This window comes from Mesorhizobium sp. CCNWLY176, from assembly GCF_037153935.1.
Classification (GTDB): Bacteria; Pseudomonadota; Alphaproteobacteria; order Rhizobiales; family Rhizobiaceae; genus Mesorhizobium_M; species Mesorhizobium_M zhangyense.
On sequence record NZ_JBBBDZ010000002.1, the window covers coordinates 394,160 to 410,434 of the forward strand.

Sequence of the window (16,275 nt, forward strand, 5' to 3'; positions counted from 1 at the left end):
TCTGGCTCTTGAACGCAGCCTGTCAGCCGTGTTCAGTCCTACCTGAGAATCCCATCAAAGCGAGACGCAATGACCAGCTCCAGCATATTCCCGAAAATTGAGGCACCGCAGACCGACGAGCGACCGGTGACGGACACGCGCCATGGCGTGACCCGAACCGACGAATTCGCCTGGCTGCGCGCCGACAACTGGCAGGAGGTGTTTCGCGATCCGTCCACCCTCGATCCCGCTATCCGCGATCATCTCAATGCCGAGAACGCCTATCAGTCGGCCTTGATGGAAGACACGGTCGAACTGCAGAAGCGCCTGTTCCAGGAGATGAAGGGCCGCATCAAGGAGGACGATTCCTCCGTGCCGATGAAGGACGGGCCGTTCGCCTACGGCTCATCCTTCAAGATCGGCGGCGAGCAGCCGCGCTATTTCCGCACGCCGCGTGACGGCGGCGCCGAGGAAATCATCCTCGACGGCGATGCCGAGGCCGAAGGCAAACCCTATTTCCGCATCGGCGGGGTGGATCACTCATCCGATCACAAGCGTCTGCTCTGGGCATACGACGACAAGGGTTCGGAATTCTTCAAACTCCATGTACGCGAATTATCGACCGGCAAGGACATTTCAGACCAGATCACCGACACCGGCGGCTCGGGCGTGTGGAATGCATCGGACGATGGCTTCTTCTACACGCGCCTCGACCCGAACCACCGGCCGTCAAAAATATTCTTCCACGCTCTCGGCGACGATCCGGCCAATGATCGCCTCGTCTTTGAAGAGACCGATCCCGGCTTCTTCATGAATGTCGGTGGTTCGCGCCGCAACGACTGGATTTTCATCGGCATCAACGACCACGAGACATCGGAATACCGGCTTCTCAGCATGGCCGACCCGCATGCCGAGCCGCAACTGGTGGCGGCGCGCGAAACCGGCCTGCAATATGATCTCGAGGAAGGCGGCGATATCTTCTTCATCCTGACCAATGCCGACGGCGCCAAGGATTTCAAGATCATGACCGCGCCGGTTACCGCTCCGGGCCGCGCCAACTGGAAGGAACTGGTGCCGCATGAGCCCGGCCGGCTGATCCTGTCCGTCCTCGGCTACCAGGATTTCATGGTTCGCCTGGAGCGCAAGGAAGGCCTGCCGCGCATCGTCGTGCATGACCGCAAGACCGGCGAGGAGCACATGATCTCCTTCGAGGAGGAAGCGTTTTCGCTCGGCCTCGGCGGCTCCTATGAGTACGACACCGATGTCATCCGCTTTTCCTATTCGTCGATGACCACGCCTACCCAGCTCTTCGATTACAATCTGCGCACGCGCGAGCGGGTTCTTTTGAAGACGCAGGAAGTTCCCTCCGGCCATAATCCCGAAGACTATGTGACCCGGAGGCTGATGGCGCCGGCGCATGACGGCGAACTGGTGCCGATCTCGCTTATCTACCATCGCGATACGCCGCTCGATGGTTCGGCGCCTTGCCTGCTCTATGGCTATGGTTCCTACGGCATTGCCATCCCGGCGTCCTTCAACACCAACTGCCTGTCGCTGGCCGATCGCGGCTTCGTCTATGCCCTCGCCCATATTCGCGGTGGCAAGGACAAGGGCTATGCCTGGTATGACGAAGGCAAGCGCGAGAAAAAGACCAACACCTTCCTCGACTTCATCGCTGCCGCGCACCATCTGGTGGCCGAGCGCTACACCAGCCACGACCGCATCGTCGCGCAGGGCGGTTCGGCTGGCGGCATGTTGATGGGCGCCATCGCCAACATGGCGCCCGAAGCATTCGGCGGCATCATCGCAGAAGTGCCTTTCGTCGACGTTCTCACCACGATGCTCGACGACACACTGCCGCTGACCCCGCCCGAATGGCCGGAGTGGGGCAATCCGATCACGTCGGAAGCCGACTACAAGACGATCGCCGCCTATTCGCCCTATGACAATGTCGGCGCTCTTTCTTACCCGCCGATCCTGGCCGTGGCCGGCCTCACCGACCCGCGCGTCACCTATTGGGAGCCGGCAAAATGGGCGGCGCGCCTGCGCAAGCTGAAGAAGGATGAGAATCCGGTCCTGTTCAAGATCAACATGGATGCCGGTCACGCGGGTGCTTCGGGACGCTTCTCGCGATTGGAAGAGATCGCCTACAACTACGCCTTCGCGCTCAAGGTAACCGGCAAGGCAAAAGCCGAACCGGCGTAAGCCTCAAGTCCAGCCGGCGAACGGATCAGTTCGCCGGCTGCTTGCGTGGCGGATAGCCGTTCGGGTGCGGCGGGATCGCTTTCAGATAGGCGGCGATCGCCGCGCGATCTTCCTTGGTCAGTTTCGCCATATTGCGCTGGACCTCTGCCATGGTGCCGCCGGCGGAATCGAAATCCGGCGTGAAACCGGTTTCGAGATAGTCGGCGATTTCACTCTCTGACCATGTGACACCGCCCTCGCCCGATGTGAGGTTCGGGACGATGCCGTTCCCCTCCGCAGCTGTCGCGCCCGCCAGCCATTGGCTCTTCCTGGTCCCGCCGATGAGGTCGCGCGGTGTATGGCATTCGCCGCAATGTCCCGGCCCCTCGACGAGATAGCGCCCGGCAATCTGCGCTTCCGTCGCGCTATCGTTGAGCGCGACGACAGGCTCCGGGCTGACATAGAGCTGCTTCCAAAGGCCCAGCCCGCGGCGGATGTTGAAAGGAAAGCTCAGTGAATGGTCCGGCGCTTTGCCGGCAACCGCCGGCAGCGTCTTCATGAAGGCATAGAGGTCGGCGACATCCGAAGTCTTCATCCGCGCATAGGAAGCATAGGGAAACGCTGGATAGAAATGCTCGCCGGAGGGAGAAACACCTTTCAGCACGGCATTGACGAAATCCTCGGCGGACCAGGCGCCGATGCCGTCCGTCTTGTCCTGCGAAATGTTGGGGGCAACAAAAGTGCCGAACTGCGTCTTCAACTCGACGCCGCCGACGAGTTCGAGCTTGGCGTCCCCTTCGGCCTTGGGGCGGGCGTGGCAGGAGGTACAGCCCCCTGCCCAGAATATGCGCTCGCCCTTGACCGGATCGCCCGATTCGACGGCAGCGATTTCTGCCGCGTCGAGCCGCACCGGTTCGGTCAGGATCCAGAAAGCAGCCGCCCCGACACCGCAAAGCAGAACGGCTCCGACGGCCAGCTTTCCAGCGATACCCATCCGAAGGCGATTAGCTCTTCTTTATACGGAAGGTTTCGTGGCAGGTGCCGCAATTGGAGGTCACCTTGCCGAATGTGGTCTTGAAGGAATCCATATCGGTCGGTGGCGCAGCGACGGCTGCCGCCGTGTCGGCCTTGAACTTGTCGACCGCAGCCTGAAAACCTGCAGTGTCTTCCCAGATTTTCGGAGAAACCGTCGTCTTCTCGCCCGTTTCGCTTCCTTTCGGGAACATGGCGGCGACGTCGATCTTCTGGGCATCGTCGCTCAGCGTCTTCAGGGCTTCCAGCACAAGTGCTGCATCGAACGGCTTTTCGCCCTTCATGATCGGCGCGATGCTTCCGACAGCCTTGCCGTTTGCCTTCATGAGGGCCTGGCGGTCGGCGATCGGATCGGCAAAGGCTGCCGTAGCTGCGAGCGCGAGCGCCGATACGGCGAGGATAAGCTTCTTCATCAATAGTCCTCCGGGTTGCAAACTGGCTGCCTGGGTTTTTCAACGCGCAAGGTGGACGAAAACATCCCGCCATGCTCTTCACGCTTGCGTGATATTGCCGTGACCGCATGATTGCGATGAAGCCGGCAAACATAAAGAAAAACCCCGGACAAGCCGGGGTTTTTCGGAACTCTAAGAGCGGTCTCTAAGGCTTATGCCTTTTCGTACAGTTCGAGGACGTAGTCCCAGTTGATGAGGCTATCGACGAACGCTTCGAGATACTTCGGCCGAGCGTTGCGATAGTCGATGTAATAGGAATGCTCCCATACGTCGACGCCGAGGATCGGCGATGCGCCGTGCACCAACGGGTTTTCGCCGTTCGGTGTCTTCGAGATGGCGAGCTTGCCGTCCTTGACGGAGAGCCAGGCCCAGCCGGAGCCGAACTGCGTCGTGCCGGCAGCGATGAAATCAGCCTTGAACTTGTCGTAGCCGCCGAGGTCGCTGTCGACTGCCTTCTGCAGCGCGCCGGGCAGCTTGTTGCCGCCGCCGCCCTTCTTCATCCACTTCCAGAAATGGACGTGATTGTAGTGCTGGGCTGCGTTGTTGAAGAGGCCGGCATTCTTGCCGAACGACTGCTTGACGACTTCCTCCACCGACAGGTTTTCCATGCCGGCTTCGGCGGCAAGCTTGTTGCCGTTGTCGACATAGGCCTTGTGATGTTTGTCGTGATGATATTCCAGCGTCTCCTTGGACATGAAGGGCTGGAGAGCCTCGTAGTCGTAGGGCAATGCGGGCAATTCAAAAGCCATGGTCGTACTCCTTCGTTGGCAATTTCCGGCGATCTCTTACCGGACAGACATATGGTGGAATTGTTTTCGAACAACCCCTGAACTGGTGTGCGGTTCCTTCTAGATCATCGCGTTCGAAAGTGGCAGCCTGTTTTCTTCATGAAACCCGTTTCAGCCGGAAAAATATGCTCACTTGGCGGGCGTCGAATGCGCCCACTCCCAGTAAAGCTCGCGCGCCTTCTTCGCCACCGGTCCCGGCTGAAGATTACGATCCTCGATCCGGGTGACGGGCACGACCTTGGAGTGGTTTCCGGTTGAAAATATCTCGTCGGCCTGGAGGAAATCGCGCACCGACAAAGCCTTTTCGGTGGTGCGGAAGCCATATTCGGCCAGCAGCGAAATCGTGCGGGCGCGCGTGATGCCGGACAGGAATGTTCCGTTGGCCGCCGGCGTGAAGACGTGCCCGTCCTTGACCATGAAGATGTTCGACGAACCGGTCTCGGCGACATTGCCGAGCATGTCGAGCACGAGCGTATTGTCGAAACCGCGCATCTTGGCCTCGAGGATCGCGCGGCCGTTGTTGGGGTAGAGGCAGCCCGCCTTTGCGTTGGTCGGCATCGTCTCGATCGTCGGCCGGCGGAAGGGCGATACGGTGAGCGAAAATCCTTCCGGGGGGATCATCGGCGATTCGTAGAGGCAGAGGCAGAAGCGGGTCGAAGCGGGATCGGCCGGCACCCCCATATAGCCGCCATGCTCGGCCCAATACATCGGACGGATATAAACGGCGGTCTTGCCGTCGAATTTCTTCAGGCCGTCCAGCGTCAGGCCGACGATCTCGTCCTGGCTTTTCGACGGCTTCAGCCCCAGCGAGATCGCGGAAGAATTGACCCGTTGCGAATGCAGGTCGAGATCGGGCGAAACGCCTTCAAACCAGCGCCCGCCGTCGAAAACACTGCTTCCAAGCCACATCGCATGGCTGCGGGGCCCGAGAATCGCAACGTTGCCCTCATGCCAGTCGCCATCGACATAGGTCCAGGTCTTGCTCTGCGCGGCAGCTGAAAGTGACATGAATTATCCGCCTTCTTGAAAAGTGTGCGGCATGGAAGACGCTTTGCTCGTCTCCGTCAACCGCCGCACTGGGGGAAATGTTGATGCCAGCCGACCCGCACCGTAAGGTGACTCGCTGCGTTGTCGCGGCATTGGAGAATGAGAGCATCGATGCGCCACCACGCCTACGTCTTCGACGCCTACGGCACTCTGTTCGACGTGCACGCCGCGGTACGCCGTCATGCCGACAAGATCGGCCCTGATGGACAGCAACTGTCGGAGATATGGCGCGCCAAGCAGCTCGAATATTCGTGGACCCGCACGCTCATGGGATCCTATGCCGATTTCTGGCAGCTGACCGAACAGTCACTCGATTTTGCCTTTCTCAAGGTGCCCTCTGCTGACAAGAAACTCAGGCAGGATCTTCTCGACGCCTATTGGCGGCTCGATTGCTATCCGGAGGTTCCAGCCGTCCTGAAGGCTTTGAAAGCCGACGGTGCGCGGCTTGCCATCCTGTCCAACGGCTCGCCTGCCATGCTTGAGGCTGCCGTGAAATCCGCCGCGCTCGATCAGGTGCTCGACGACATCTTCTCCGTCGACATCGTGCGCCGGTTCAAGACCGACCCTTCGGTCTATGATCTCGTCACCACGGGCTGGCGTCTTTATCCGGATGCCGTTTCCTTCCAGTCGTCGAATCGCTGGGACATCGCCGGTGCGGCCAAATTCGGTTTTCGCACCGTATGGATCAACCGAACCAACCAGCCGGACGAATATCGCGACCTTGCCCCCGCCCTTATCCTGCCATCGCTCAAGGGGCTGTTGACCGTAGACTGACGGCCTCGCCGTGGCCGATATGCCACATGGCGCCCCCGTCACATCTTCGCCCTTTTTTCTTCACCGTCAGGCCAGAATCGAAACCGCTTATCGCGCTCGAACTTTGGGGGATGGAAAGCGTTCCGCTCGCGGAGCGTTCACGGAATTTTGCGACGCTGTTAACTATCCTTTTCAGCGCCGGGATTTAAAAGGGCATCATGACTGACACACTCTCCTCCATTCGCTTGAATCGCCGCGGCTTTCTTGGAGCAGCGGCCGTAAGTGCCGCCTCATTGGCCGTATCTGCCTGCAGCACCGTCTCGCGCGGCGCTTATGTCGACGGCCCGCCGCCAGAGGCTCCGCAGCTCAGCGTCGATTCGTCTTTCGGCGACTACGCGATGATGTACGGTCCCGTCACTGACGAAGGTTACGAAGTCCCGGGTATCCCGCTCAAGAAGATGAACAAGCGTTTCCTGCGGCAGGTCGTGCAGGACCCGACGGGCGAGCGCCCGGGCACAATCGTCGTCGATACGTCGAATCACTTCCTCTATCTGGTCCGCGAAGGCGGCGAAGCCATGCGCTACGGCGTTGGCCTTGGCCGCGCCGGTTTCGAATGGTCCGGACGCGCCGTTATCCAGTGGAAGCGCAAGTGGCCGACATGGACACCGCCGGATGAGATGATTGGACGCCAGCCGGAACTCGCCAAGTACAGCGCTGCCAATGGCGGCATGCAGCCCGGCCTGATGAACCCGCTCGGCGCGCGCGCGCTCTATATCTTCCAGAACAATCAGGACACGCTCTATCGCCTGCACGGCTCGCCGGAATGGAGCTCGATCGGCAAGTCGGTTTCGTCCGGCTGCGTACGCCTGATGAACCAGGATATCATCGATCTCTATGATCGCGTCCCGAACAAGACCCCGATCCTGGTTACCGGCGGTCTCGGCGGCGTCGCCTGACAGCTCTGAACCGAGCACTCACTTCAAAGGACCGGCCTTGGCCGGCCCTTTGTTTTTGGATCACCGCTTCAAGCTTCCGAGAATGCCGCGCACCAGCGCCCGGCCTAGCGAGGAGCCGACCGACCGCACCACCGACTTGATTGCCGCTTCCGCGACCGTCTGCCGTCCGGAAGCCCGTGGTTGCCCCGTGCGGCGTCCAGTGGTTTGCTGCGAGCTACCGCCGCCAAAATCCGGCAATGTCCAGCCGCCGCCGCTCGCCTGCGTTTCGCCCTGAGGCTCAGTCTGTGCCTGCTTGGCTCGAGCGAGCAACATTTCGTAGGCGGACTCGCGATCGATCATCTGGTCGTACTGACCTGTCACCGGGCTGGCATTGATCACCTTGCGCCGTTCTTCCGGCGTCAGCGGCCCGATGCGCGAAGACGGCGGGCGGATCAAGGTCCGCTGGACCATCGAGGGAACGCCCTTGTCCTCGAGCGTCGAAACCAGCGCCTCGCCGGTGCTGAGATTGGTTATCGCTTCGAACGTCTTGAAATCCGGGTTTGGCCGGAAAGTATCGGCCGCGACCTTCACAGCGTTCGTTTCGCGCGGCGTATAGGCGCGCAATGCGTGCTGGAGGCGATTGCCAAGCTGGGCGAGCACCGTTTCCGGTACGTCCAGCGGGTTCTGAGTGACGAAATACACGCCCACGCCCTTGGAACGGATGAGCCGAACGACCTGCTCGACACGGTCCAGCAACGCTTTCGGCGCTTCATTGAACAGCAAGTGCGCTTCATCGAAGAAGAACACGAGACGCGGCTTTTCCGGATCGCCCACTTCCGGCAGTTCCTCGAAGAGTTCGGAAAGCAGCCAGAGCAGGAAGGTGGAATAGAGCCGCGGATTGGTCATCAGCTTGTCGGCTGCGAGCACGTTCACCGCACCGCGTCCGTCGGGTGTCGTGCGCATGATGTCAGGAATCCTCAGCGCCGGTTCGCCGAAGAAATTCTTGCCGCCCTGCTGTTCCAGAACAAGCAGCGAGCGCTGGATCGCGCCGACCGAGGTCTTGTTGACGTTGCCATAGCGCGCCGAAAGCTCTTCCGAGCGTGTGGCCATATTGGCCAGCATCGACTGCAGGTCCTTCATGTCGAGGAGGAGAAGCCCCTCCTCGTCGGCGATCTTGAAGGCGATGTTGAGAACGCCTTCCTGCGCGTTGGTAAGGTTCATCAGCCGCGACAGCAGCAGCGGTCCCATTTCGGTGACGGTCGCCCGGATCGGATGGCCCTGTTCACCGAACAGATCCCAGAAAATCACCGGTGTTTCGCGGAACTCATAAGGATCGAGTTTGATCGCTTCGGCGCGCTTGAGCAGAAAATCCTTCGGCTCGCCGACCGCCGCAATGCCCGACAGATCGCCCTTGACGTCGGCGCAGAAGACAGGAACGCCGGCGTTGGAAAAGCCTTCGGCGAGAATCTGCAGCGTCACCGTCTTGCCCGTACCCGTGGCGCCCGTGATCAGGCCGTGCCGGTTTCCGTATCTCAGGAGCAGACTTTCGGGCCTTTGATAGCTGTCATCAGGCTTGCGGCTGGCCCCGATGAAAATGCTGTCTTCCTGCGCCATATTTTCCAGCTCTCCAAAAACCAAGTCGACCGCCTAGCCCGAAAACGCCAGGAACTCCGACAAAGGTATAGTGGCGTGGTTGCAGCGTCACAATGGCAATCGCGCAAATTGACGGATTGAGGGTTGCAGTCGGCGTTATGGTTTGGCAATCGGAAAAGCCATTGTGCGTGTGCTTGCATTGCGACACAACGCCGGTGGCCATAATATTCGGGCTCTGCTCGGATAAGGTTGGGAGAACAGGGAAGACGCATGGACGCCCGAGCGATTTTCAGCGATGTCGAATTCCAACCGGCTGACCGCGAGCGCTGGACAGCGCTGGCGCAAAAAGCGCTTTCCGGCGCGTCGTTCGAAGAGACGCTGGTTTCGCACACCGACGACGGCATTCGCATCGAGCCGCTCTACGAGCGCGCGCAAAGTGCGGAGTTCCTGTCGCGCCAGAATGCGGAAGCGCCGTGGATCATCACGCAGCGCATCGACGATCCGGACCCCGTTCGGGCGAACAGACAGGCGCTGGAAGAGATAAACCAGGGCGCGACTGGCCTTTCGCTTGTGTTCGACGGCGCGCCTAACGCATTCGGCTACGGTCTGCCCGGAACCGCCGAAGCGCTCGATGCGGTTCTGGAAGGCGTCGTATTGAACCGCACCTATCTGCGGATCGACGTGCATCCTTCCAGCCGGGCCATGGCCGACTGGCTGGTTGCGATCCTGACCAAACGGCGCGCCGATCCGGCAAAGCTCAATCTCTCCTTCGGCATCGACCCGGCAGCGATCTTCGCCGGCACGGGGCGTCTGCGCATGTCGATCGAGGCGCTCCAGGCATCGATGCCGCAATCGCTGGCGCATTTCTTCGCGCTTGGCGTTCCGGGCGTGCTTCTGGAGGCGGATGGCCGCGTCCTGCACAATGCGGGTGCCACCGAAGCGCAGGAACTCGGCGTCATGCTGGCTTCAGCCGTCGCCCACCTTCGGCTGTTCGAAGAAGCGCGCCAGGCTCTGCTCTACGCGGCCCCGCATATCGGCTTCTCGCTCAGCGTTGATCAGGATCAGTTCCTGTCGATGGCCAAGATCAGGGCGTTGCGAAAACTCTGGGCACGGGTCCAGCAGGCCTGCTCGATTGCGCCTTCGCAGGCGGCCATTCACGCCGAAACGTCCTACCGGATGATGACCGTGAAAGACCCGGAGACCAACATCCTGCGCACCACGTTGGCCAGCTTTGCGGCCGTTGCCGGAGGTGCGGATTCGATTGCCATCCTGCCCCACACCATCACCCATGGCTTGCCGGAAGGTTTTGCACGGCGCATTGCGCGCAACACCCAACTCATCATGGCTGGCGAAAGCCACATCGGTTTCGTCGGCGACCCCGCATCCGGCTCCGGCGGTGTCGAGGCTCTGACTGCGGCATTGTGCGAGGCGGCCTGGCAGGAGTTTCAGGCGATCGAAGCTGAAGGCGGCATACTCAGAAGCCTCGCCAATGGGCTTATCCAGAAGCGGGTCATCGAGTCGCGCAACAAGCGGATCGCCGAATACAAAGCCGGGAAACAGGCAATCGTCGGCACGACCGTCTTCCCCGTGAAGTCCGAACGCCCCGTCGAAACCATCAAGGCAGATCGTCATCCGGCACCAACGGATGGCACTGTGTTTTGTGAAGCATTGCCTGCTGCAAGGCTCGACGAATTGATCGGAGCCGCATCATGATACCCGATTTCTCAAAACTCGCATGGTCCGAGCCGACATCCGGCAAGTCTGGCGCGGATGCGAAAATCTGGCAGACGCCGGAAGGCATTCCGATCAAGCGCCGCTACGGCCCCGAAGATCTCGCCGGCTTGCCTCACCTCGACGGCTATCCCGGCAGCGCTCCCTACATCCGCGGCCCCTACCCGACCATGTATGTCCAGCAGCCATGGACGATCCGGCAATATGCCGGCTTCTCGACGGCTGAAGAATCCAATGCCTTCTACCGGCGCAATCTCGCGGCCGGCCAGAAGGGCCTTTCGGTCGCCTTCGACCTCGCCACCCATCGCGGCTATGACAGCGATCATCCGCGCGTTGCCGGCGATGTCGGCATGGCTGGAGTCGCGATCGATTCCATCCTCGACATGCGCCAGCTGTTCGACGGCATCCCGCTCGACCAGATGACCGTGTCGATGACCATGAATGGGGCAGTCCTGCCGATTATGGCGCTCTATATCGTGGCCGCAGAAGAACAAGGCGTTGCGCAGAAAGATCTCGCCGGAACCATTCAGAACGACATTCTGAAAGAGTTCATGGTGCGCAACACCTACATCTACCCGCCGAAGCCCTCGATGCGGATCATTTCCGACATCTTTTCTTATACTTCGCACCATATGCCGAAGTTCAACTCGATCTCGATTTCCGGCTATCACATGCAGGAAGCAGGCGCGACGGCCGACCTCGAGCTCGCCTACACCATCGCCGACGGCATTGAATATGCCCGCGCCGGCGTGGCTGCCGGTCTCGACATCGACAAGTTCGCACCGCGCCTGTCGTTCTTCTGGGCGATCGGCATGAACTTCTTCATGGAAGTCGCCAAGATGCGCGCGGCGCGCCTGCTCTGGGCCGGCCTGATGCAGAAGAATTTTTCGCCAAAGGACCAGCGCTCGCTGTCACTGCGCACCCATTGCCAGACCTCCGGCTGGTCGCTGACGGCGCAGGACCCTTACAACAACATCATGCGCACCATGATCGAGGCGATGGCCGCGACCCAGGGACATACCCAGTCGCTGCACACCAACTCCTTCGACGAGGCGCTGGCGCTGCCGACCGATCACTCGGCGCGCATCGCCCGCAACACGCAGCTGATCCTGCAGAAGGAATCCGGCACCACCCGCATCATCGACCCGTGGGGCGGCTCGGCCTATGTCGAGCGGCTGACGCATGATCTTGCGGCGCGCGCGCTGTCGCATATCGAAGAGGTCGAAGCGCTCGGCGGTATGGCTGCCGCGACCGAAAAAGGCATTCCCAAGCTGCGTATCGAAGAAGCCGCCGCCCGCACACAGGCGCGGATCGATTCCGGCCAGCAGGTGCTTGTCGGAGTCAACGCGTTCCAACCCAAGACGGACATCGAGGTCGATGTCCTCAAGATCGACAACGCAGAAGTACGTGCGCGCCAGCTTTCCAAACTTCAGCAGTTGAAGGGCACGCGCGATGTGGCCGCCGTCGAAAGCGCGCTCGACGCGCTGACCAAGGCAGCGACCGGCAACGAAAACCTCCTCGAATTCGCCATTAGGGCGGCGCGCGCCAGAGCCACCGTGGGCGAAATCTCGCTTGCACTGGAAAAAGCCTTCGGCCGCCATGTGGCGACGGTGCAGACGATCTCGGGTGTTTACCGCTCAGAGATCGGCGAGAACCCGACCGTCGATCGTGTTCAGGAAAAGGTCGAAGCCTTCGAGAAGAAGACCGGCTCCAAGCCCCGCATTCTGGTCGCCAAAATGGGACAGGACGGGCACGACCGCGGCCAGAAGGTGATCGCCACCGCCTTTGCCGATCTCGGCTTCGACGTGACCGTCGGCGCGATGTTCCAGACACCGGAAGAAATCGCCAAGCTCGCCGTCGACCGCGATGTCCATATCGTCGGCGCCTCATCGCTTGCCGCCGGCCATCTCACGCTGGTGCCGGAACTGCGCGACGCGCTGAAGAAACATGGCCGCGAAGATATCCTGATCGTCGCCGGCGGCGTCATCCCACCGCAGGATTACGATGCAGTGCTTGCAGCTGGTGCCGCCGAAATCTTCCCGCCCGGGACCGTGATCCCGGAAGCGGCGGAGCGGCTGCTGGATGGGCTTTTGACGGACTCCTAACGCGGTCGTTGAATTTCCGATCCCCCGATGTTATACATGAGTTATAACATCGGAACGAAAGCCATGAACACCGTCATTCGCAAGATCGGCAATTCCGAGGGTGTGATCATTCCCAAGGAAACCCTCAATCGCCTGAACCTCAAGGCCGGCGATACGCTCGAACTGATCGAGAGCAGCGAAGGTTTCGCTTTCAAGCCGACCGACGACGCTTTCGAACGGCAAATGGCTGCCGCGCGCGAAGTCATGGATAAATACAAGGTAGCACTGCAGAAACTCGCCGAATGAGCTGGGAATTCCTGTCACGGCGCGTCGTGGAGGCGATGCACTCCGAGCAGTTGCGGCGGCATGGCGGGGCGCAAGGCTTGAGAGACGAAAATTCTCTTGAGTCCGCACTTGCGCGTGCTGAAAACAAGGCGTCCTACGGTAAGCCGACTGTCCACGAATTGGCGGCTGCTTATGTTTTCGGCATCGCACGCAATCACGCTTTCGTCGATGGCAACAAACGCACAGCGATCGTTGCTGCGGGCACGTTCCTCATTGTAAACGGCTATGGACTAACCGCCGACGACGGAACGCTCTACACTTTTGTGATGGGGGTGGCGGCAGGCGAAATCGACGAAACCGGCGCGACAGCCTTCTTCCGCGACCACACGATAAAACTGGAAGCCTGATCCGGCAGCCTCAGCCGCCGCTGGTCAGCTTGACGATTTCCCACTCGTTGCCGTTGACCGTAGCTGTGTCGCCGAGCGATTTCCCGAACAGCGCAACGGCCATCGGGGAAACATGCGAGATGGTGCCTTTTGCCGGGTCGGCTTCGTCCTCGCCGACGATCTTCCAGTGCACTTTCTTGCCGTCGTCGCCTTCCAGTGTCACGCCCATGCCGAAGCGTACCACGTCGCTGCCGGGCTCCGGCACTGAAAGCTCTGCGCTCTCGCGCCGCGCCATCCAGTAACGCAGGTCACGCGAAACCAGCGCCAGCCGCTCGCGATCGGCTTGCCGCTCCGCCTTGCCGAGTTCCTCGCGCAGTTCGGCTAGCTCGGCCTCGATGAGGGCAAGACCGTGTTCGGTAACGAGATTGCGGTGAGAACTGACCGGCCGCTCACCTATGTCGGCGATGGCTTCGTTGTCATCCTCGCGTGTGAAAGCTCTGCTCATGACGCAAGCTTAAGCGCTGGCTTGACATCCGACAAGCAATCCCTTGGCCGTATAAGATGCTACTGGCATGGTTCGTGCTGCGACGATCGGATGAGATGGAAGCTGTGCCAATGCTGAACAGACGCCGCTTTCTTGCCGGCACGGCCGGCTTTGCCGTCGGCGGACTGACCGTGCCGCTAAGTGCCACGGCAGCAAGCATTGCAGGCGTCGAACTCGCGTCCATGCGCGGCTCGATCGATGCAACCGAGTTTGGCGTTCGGCCCGGCGCATTCGAGGACCAGAGCAAGGCGTTCGCGAAAATGATGCAGAGCTCGGCAGAGCGCGACATGCCGGTCTTTCTTCCGCCGGGCAGCTATGTCGTTTCCAATCTTGCCCTGCCGCGGCGCGTCCGCCTCACCGGCGTGCCTGGCGCCACGCGCATCATCTATGGCGGCGACGGTCATTTGTTCGCCGCCGAAGATGCAGAGATCATCGACCTGTCCGGTCTCGTGCTGGATGGTGCCAACAAATGGCTTGGGGACTACACGCAAGGCCTCATCGATCTGCGCCGCGTCAGCCAGCTTTCCATCGACAATTGCCAGATCATCGCCAGCGGCAAGAACGGTATTTCTCTTGAAGCCGCATCCGGCCGCATCGAGCGTTCGACGATTTCTGGTGCAGCGGATGCCGGCATCTATTCCGTCGAAGCCGGGCGCATGCAGATCACCAGCAATACCGTCACCGACTGCGGCAATGGCGGCATTCTCGTCCATCGCTGGCAGCCGGCCGAAGATGGCACCATCGTGACAGGCAATCGCGTCGAGCGTATCGCCGCGCGCAATGGCGGCACCGGCCAATACGGCAACGGCATCAATGCTTTCCGTGCCGGCAACGTCATGATCGCCAACAACATGGTTTCGGATTGCGCCTTTTCCGCCATCCGCGCCAACAGCGCAAACAATGTCCAGATAGCCGGCAACACCTGCTCACGGCTTGGTGAGACCGCGATCTATTCCGAATTTTCGTTCGAGGGCGCCGTCATCACCGGCAATATTGTCGACGGCGCGGCCAACGGCATCTCGATCGTCAATTTCAACGAAGGCGGACGGCTCGGCATCTGTTCCAACAACATCGTCCGCAACCTATCGAAGCAAGGCCCCTACCCACCTGACGCCGCCGGTTTCGGCATTGGCATCGGCATAGAGGCCGACACTGCGGTCACCGGCAATGTGGTGGAAAACGCACCATCCTTCGGCATCAGTATCGGCTGGGGGCCATATCTGCGCAATGTAACCGCCACCGGCAATGTCGTCCGCAACGCCGGCACCGGAATTGCGGTGACCGTTGTGGAAGGTGCGGGCTCGGCGGTCATTACCGACAACATCATCGACGGCACCAAGAACGGCGCGATTGTCGGCCATCGCTGGCTCGATGCCGCCACAGGCGACCTTGCCTCCGGCGGCAATGGCGGCTTCGCGCACCTCACCATAGAGCGCAACCACGCAAGCTGAACGGCGGGCAGTTACGCCAAAGCCGCTGCCGGCCGCAGGCTGCCAACGGTAATGCCGTTCCAGTTCACGAGTGCCGGATTGGCGAGCGTGTTGAGCTTTTCCGCCAGCGCCTCATCCTTTGCCAGAAGCTTCGCGAGAACCGCCGCAACCATAACTTCGGCCGCCCGCCCGGCGCCATCGTCGCATTTCAGCGCGATGCCAAGGCCAAGTTCGGGCACGGCGGCGCAGAAGACACCTTCCGCACCGATCTTGACGAAGATACGCTCCGGGGCGGTTTCCATGAGTTTCGTATCCGACCGCTCGGAGCCGGCAACGTAGAAGGGCTCGGCCATGCAGGCAGAAAACAGGCGCTTCGCCGCCGTTGCGCGCGCAGGCGCAAGTCCTACTCCCGTCGCCATCCGGGCAAATCCATGCGCGATGTTCCTGAGTGGCACCGCGTAGGTCGGGATAGAGCAGCCGTCGGTGCCACGATTGTCGGCATTGTGCGCAGCGCCGGTCACGCCTTCCATCGCCTCACGCACCATTTCCTGGTAGGCATGCCCGGCCTTCACATAGCCATGATGCTCGATGCCGGCATGACAGCTGGCGCAGATGAAACCGGCGTGCTTTCCCGAGCAGTTGTTGTGCAGGGCGCTCGGCGATCCGCCGGCTCTTGCCAGCGCGGTCGTGGCATTCTGATAGGATGGCCAATGCGCGCCGCATTCCAGCGCGCTCTCGCTCAAGCCCGCCTTTGCCAGCATGGTGCTGGCCAGTTCGACATGCGCCGTCTCGCCATTATGCGAGGCGCAGGCCAGCGCCAGTTCCTTGTCGCCAAAGCCGTAGGCATCCGCAGCACCTGTCTCGACCAGCGGCAGCGCCTGGATCGCCTTGACGGCTGAGCGCGGAAAGACCGCCTGCGACGTATCGCCGATCTCCAGCATCGCTTTGCCGTCGGCATCGAAGATCGCGACCGTGCCGCGATGAACGCTTTCAACGATATCGCCGCGCAGGACTTCGACGAGAACCGGATCCGTCATGATTTCACCGAAATT

Annotated in this window: 15 protein-coding genes; 8 read left to right on the top strand and 7 right to left on the bottom strand. The window is 60.9% G+C overall.

Going from position 1 to position 16,275, the window contains the following annotated elements; all coding sequences use genetic code 11:
* Positions 1-69: 69 nt before the first annotated feature.
* Positions 70-2,184 carry a S9 family peptidase gene (locus WBQ96_RS04820; protein WP_336547882.1) on the top strand — a complete coding sequence of 705 codons (2,115 nt, stop codon included), beginning with the start codon at positions 70-72 and terminating at the stop codon, positions 2,182-2,184.
* A gap of 25 nt (positions 2,185-2,209) precedes the next feature.
* Here WBQ96_RS04820 and WBQ96_RS04825 read toward each other — a convergent pair whose 3' ends face one another.
* The 4 genes from WBQ96_RS04825 to WBQ96_RS04840 form a co-directional block, all read right to left on the bottom strand.
* Entirely contained in the window at positions 2,210-3,157 is a 948-nt protein-coding gene (locus tag WBQ96_RS04825) for a c-type cytochrome (protein WP_336547884.1), read from the bottom strand.
* Positions 3,158-3,167: 10 nt separating this feature from the next.
* Positions 3,168-3,608: a c-type cytochrome gene (locus WBQ96_RS04830; protein WP_165115287.1), complete on the bottom strand. Its 441-nt coding sequence runs from the start codon at positions 3,606-3,608 to the stop codon at positions 3,168-3,170.
* A gap of 191 nt (positions 3,609-3,799) precedes the next feature.
* Complete coding sequence (locus tag WBQ96_RS04835) at positions 3,800-4,396, bottom strand: superoxide dismutase (RefSeq protein WP_165115285.1); 597 nt, start codon at positions 4,394-4,396, stop codon at positions 3,800-3,802.
* Positions 4,397-4,564: 168 nt separating this feature from the next.
* On the bottom strand, positions 4,565-5,443 hold the full coding sequence (locus tag WBQ96_RS04840) for a branched-chain amino acid aminotransferase (protein ID WP_165115283.1): 879 nt from the start codon (positions 5,441-5,443) through the stop codon (positions 4,565-4,567).
* Between the two features lie 150 nt (positions 5,444-5,593).
* Between WBQ96_RS04840 and WBQ96_RS04845 the strand changes: the two genes are divergently transcribed.
* Both WBQ96_RS04845 and WBQ96_RS04850 read left to right on the top strand, forming a co-directional pair.
* On the top strand, positions 5,594-6,256 hold the full coding sequence (locus WBQ96_RS04845; RefSeq protein WP_336547889.1) for a haloacid dehalogenase type II: 663 nt from the start codon (positions 5,594-5,596) through the stop codon (positions 6,254-6,256).
* A 197-nt stretch (positions 6,257-6,453) separates the two neighbouring features.
* The gene (locus tag WBQ96_RS04850) at positions 6,454-7,191 is read left to right on the top strand and encodes a L,D-transpeptidase (RefSeq protein ID WP_205826540.1); all 738 of its coding nucleotides are present in this window, start codon (positions 6,454-6,456) and stop codon (positions 7,189-7,191) included.
* A gap of 60 nt (positions 7,192-7,251) precedes the next feature.
* On the opposite strand, the gene WBQ96_RS04855 is transcribed toward WBQ96_RS04850, so the two are convergent.
* On the bottom strand, positions 7,252-8,784 hold the full coding sequence (locus WBQ96_RS04855) for a helicase HerA-like C-terminal domain-containing protein (RefSeq protein ID WP_336547892.1): 1,533 nt from the start codon (positions 8,782-8,784) through the stop codon (positions 7,252-7,254).
* A gap of 249 nt (positions 8,785-9,033) precedes the next feature.
* On the opposite strand from WBQ96_RS04855, the gene WBQ96_RS04860 reads away from it, so the two are divergent.
* From WBQ96_RS04860 to WBQ96_RS04875, 4 genes are all read left to right on the top strand, one after another.
* Complete coding sequence (locus WBQ96_RS04860) at positions 9,034-10,476, top strand: methylmalonyl-CoA mutase subunit beta (RefSeq protein WP_336547893.1); 1,443 nt, start codon at positions 9,034-9,036, stop codon at positions 10,474-10,476.
* Entirely contained in the window at positions 10,473-12,599 is a 2,127-nt protein-coding gene (scpA, locus tag WBQ96_RS04865) for a methylmalonyl-CoA mutase (RefSeq protein WP_336547894.1), read from the top strand. The genes WBQ96_RS04860 and scpA overlap by 4 nt, the downstream gene beginning before the upstream one ends.
* Before the next feature lie 63 nt (positions 12,600-12,662).
* On the top strand, positions 12,663-12,884 hold the full coding sequence (locus tag WBQ96_RS04870; RefSeq protein ID WP_165115272.1) for an AbrB/MazE/SpoVT family DNA-binding domain-containing protein: 222 nt from the start codon (positions 12,663-12,665) through the stop codon (positions 12,882-12,884).
* Positions 12,881-13,270, top strand: a complete 390-nt coding sequence (locus tag WBQ96_RS04875; RefSeq protein ID WP_165115270.1) for a type II toxin-antitoxin system death-on-curing family toxin — start codon at positions 12,881-12,883, stop codon at positions 13,268-13,270. The genes WBQ96_RS04870 and WBQ96_RS04875 overlap by 4 nt, the downstream gene beginning before the upstream one ends.
* Before the next feature lie 10 nt (positions 13,271-13,280).
* Here the strand turns inward: WBQ96_RS04875 and greA are convergent, their stop codons facing one another.
* Positions 13,281-13,754, bottom strand: a complete 474-nt coding sequence (gene greA / locus WBQ96_RS04880) for a transcription elongation factor GreA (protein ID WP_336547897.1) — start codon at positions 13,752-13,754, stop codon at positions 13,281-13,283.
* 110 nt (positions 13,755-13,864) lie between these two features.
* Between greA and WBQ96_RS04885 the strand changes: the two genes are divergently transcribed.
* Positions 13,865-15,244, top strand: coding sequence for a TIGR03808 family TAT-translocated repetitive protein (locus WBQ96_RS04885; RefSeq protein WP_336547899.1), 1,380 nt, complete (start codon positions 13,865-13,867; stop codon positions 15,242-15,244).
* Between the two features lie 11 nt (positions 15,245-15,255).
* On the opposite strand, the gene WBQ96_RS04890 is transcribed toward WBQ96_RS04885, so the two are convergent.
* Entirely contained in the window at positions 15,256-16,260 is a 1,005-nt protein-coding gene (locus WBQ96_RS04890; protein ID WP_336547900.1) for an asparaginase, read from the bottom strand.
* Positions 16,261-16,275: the final 15 nt, after the last annotated feature.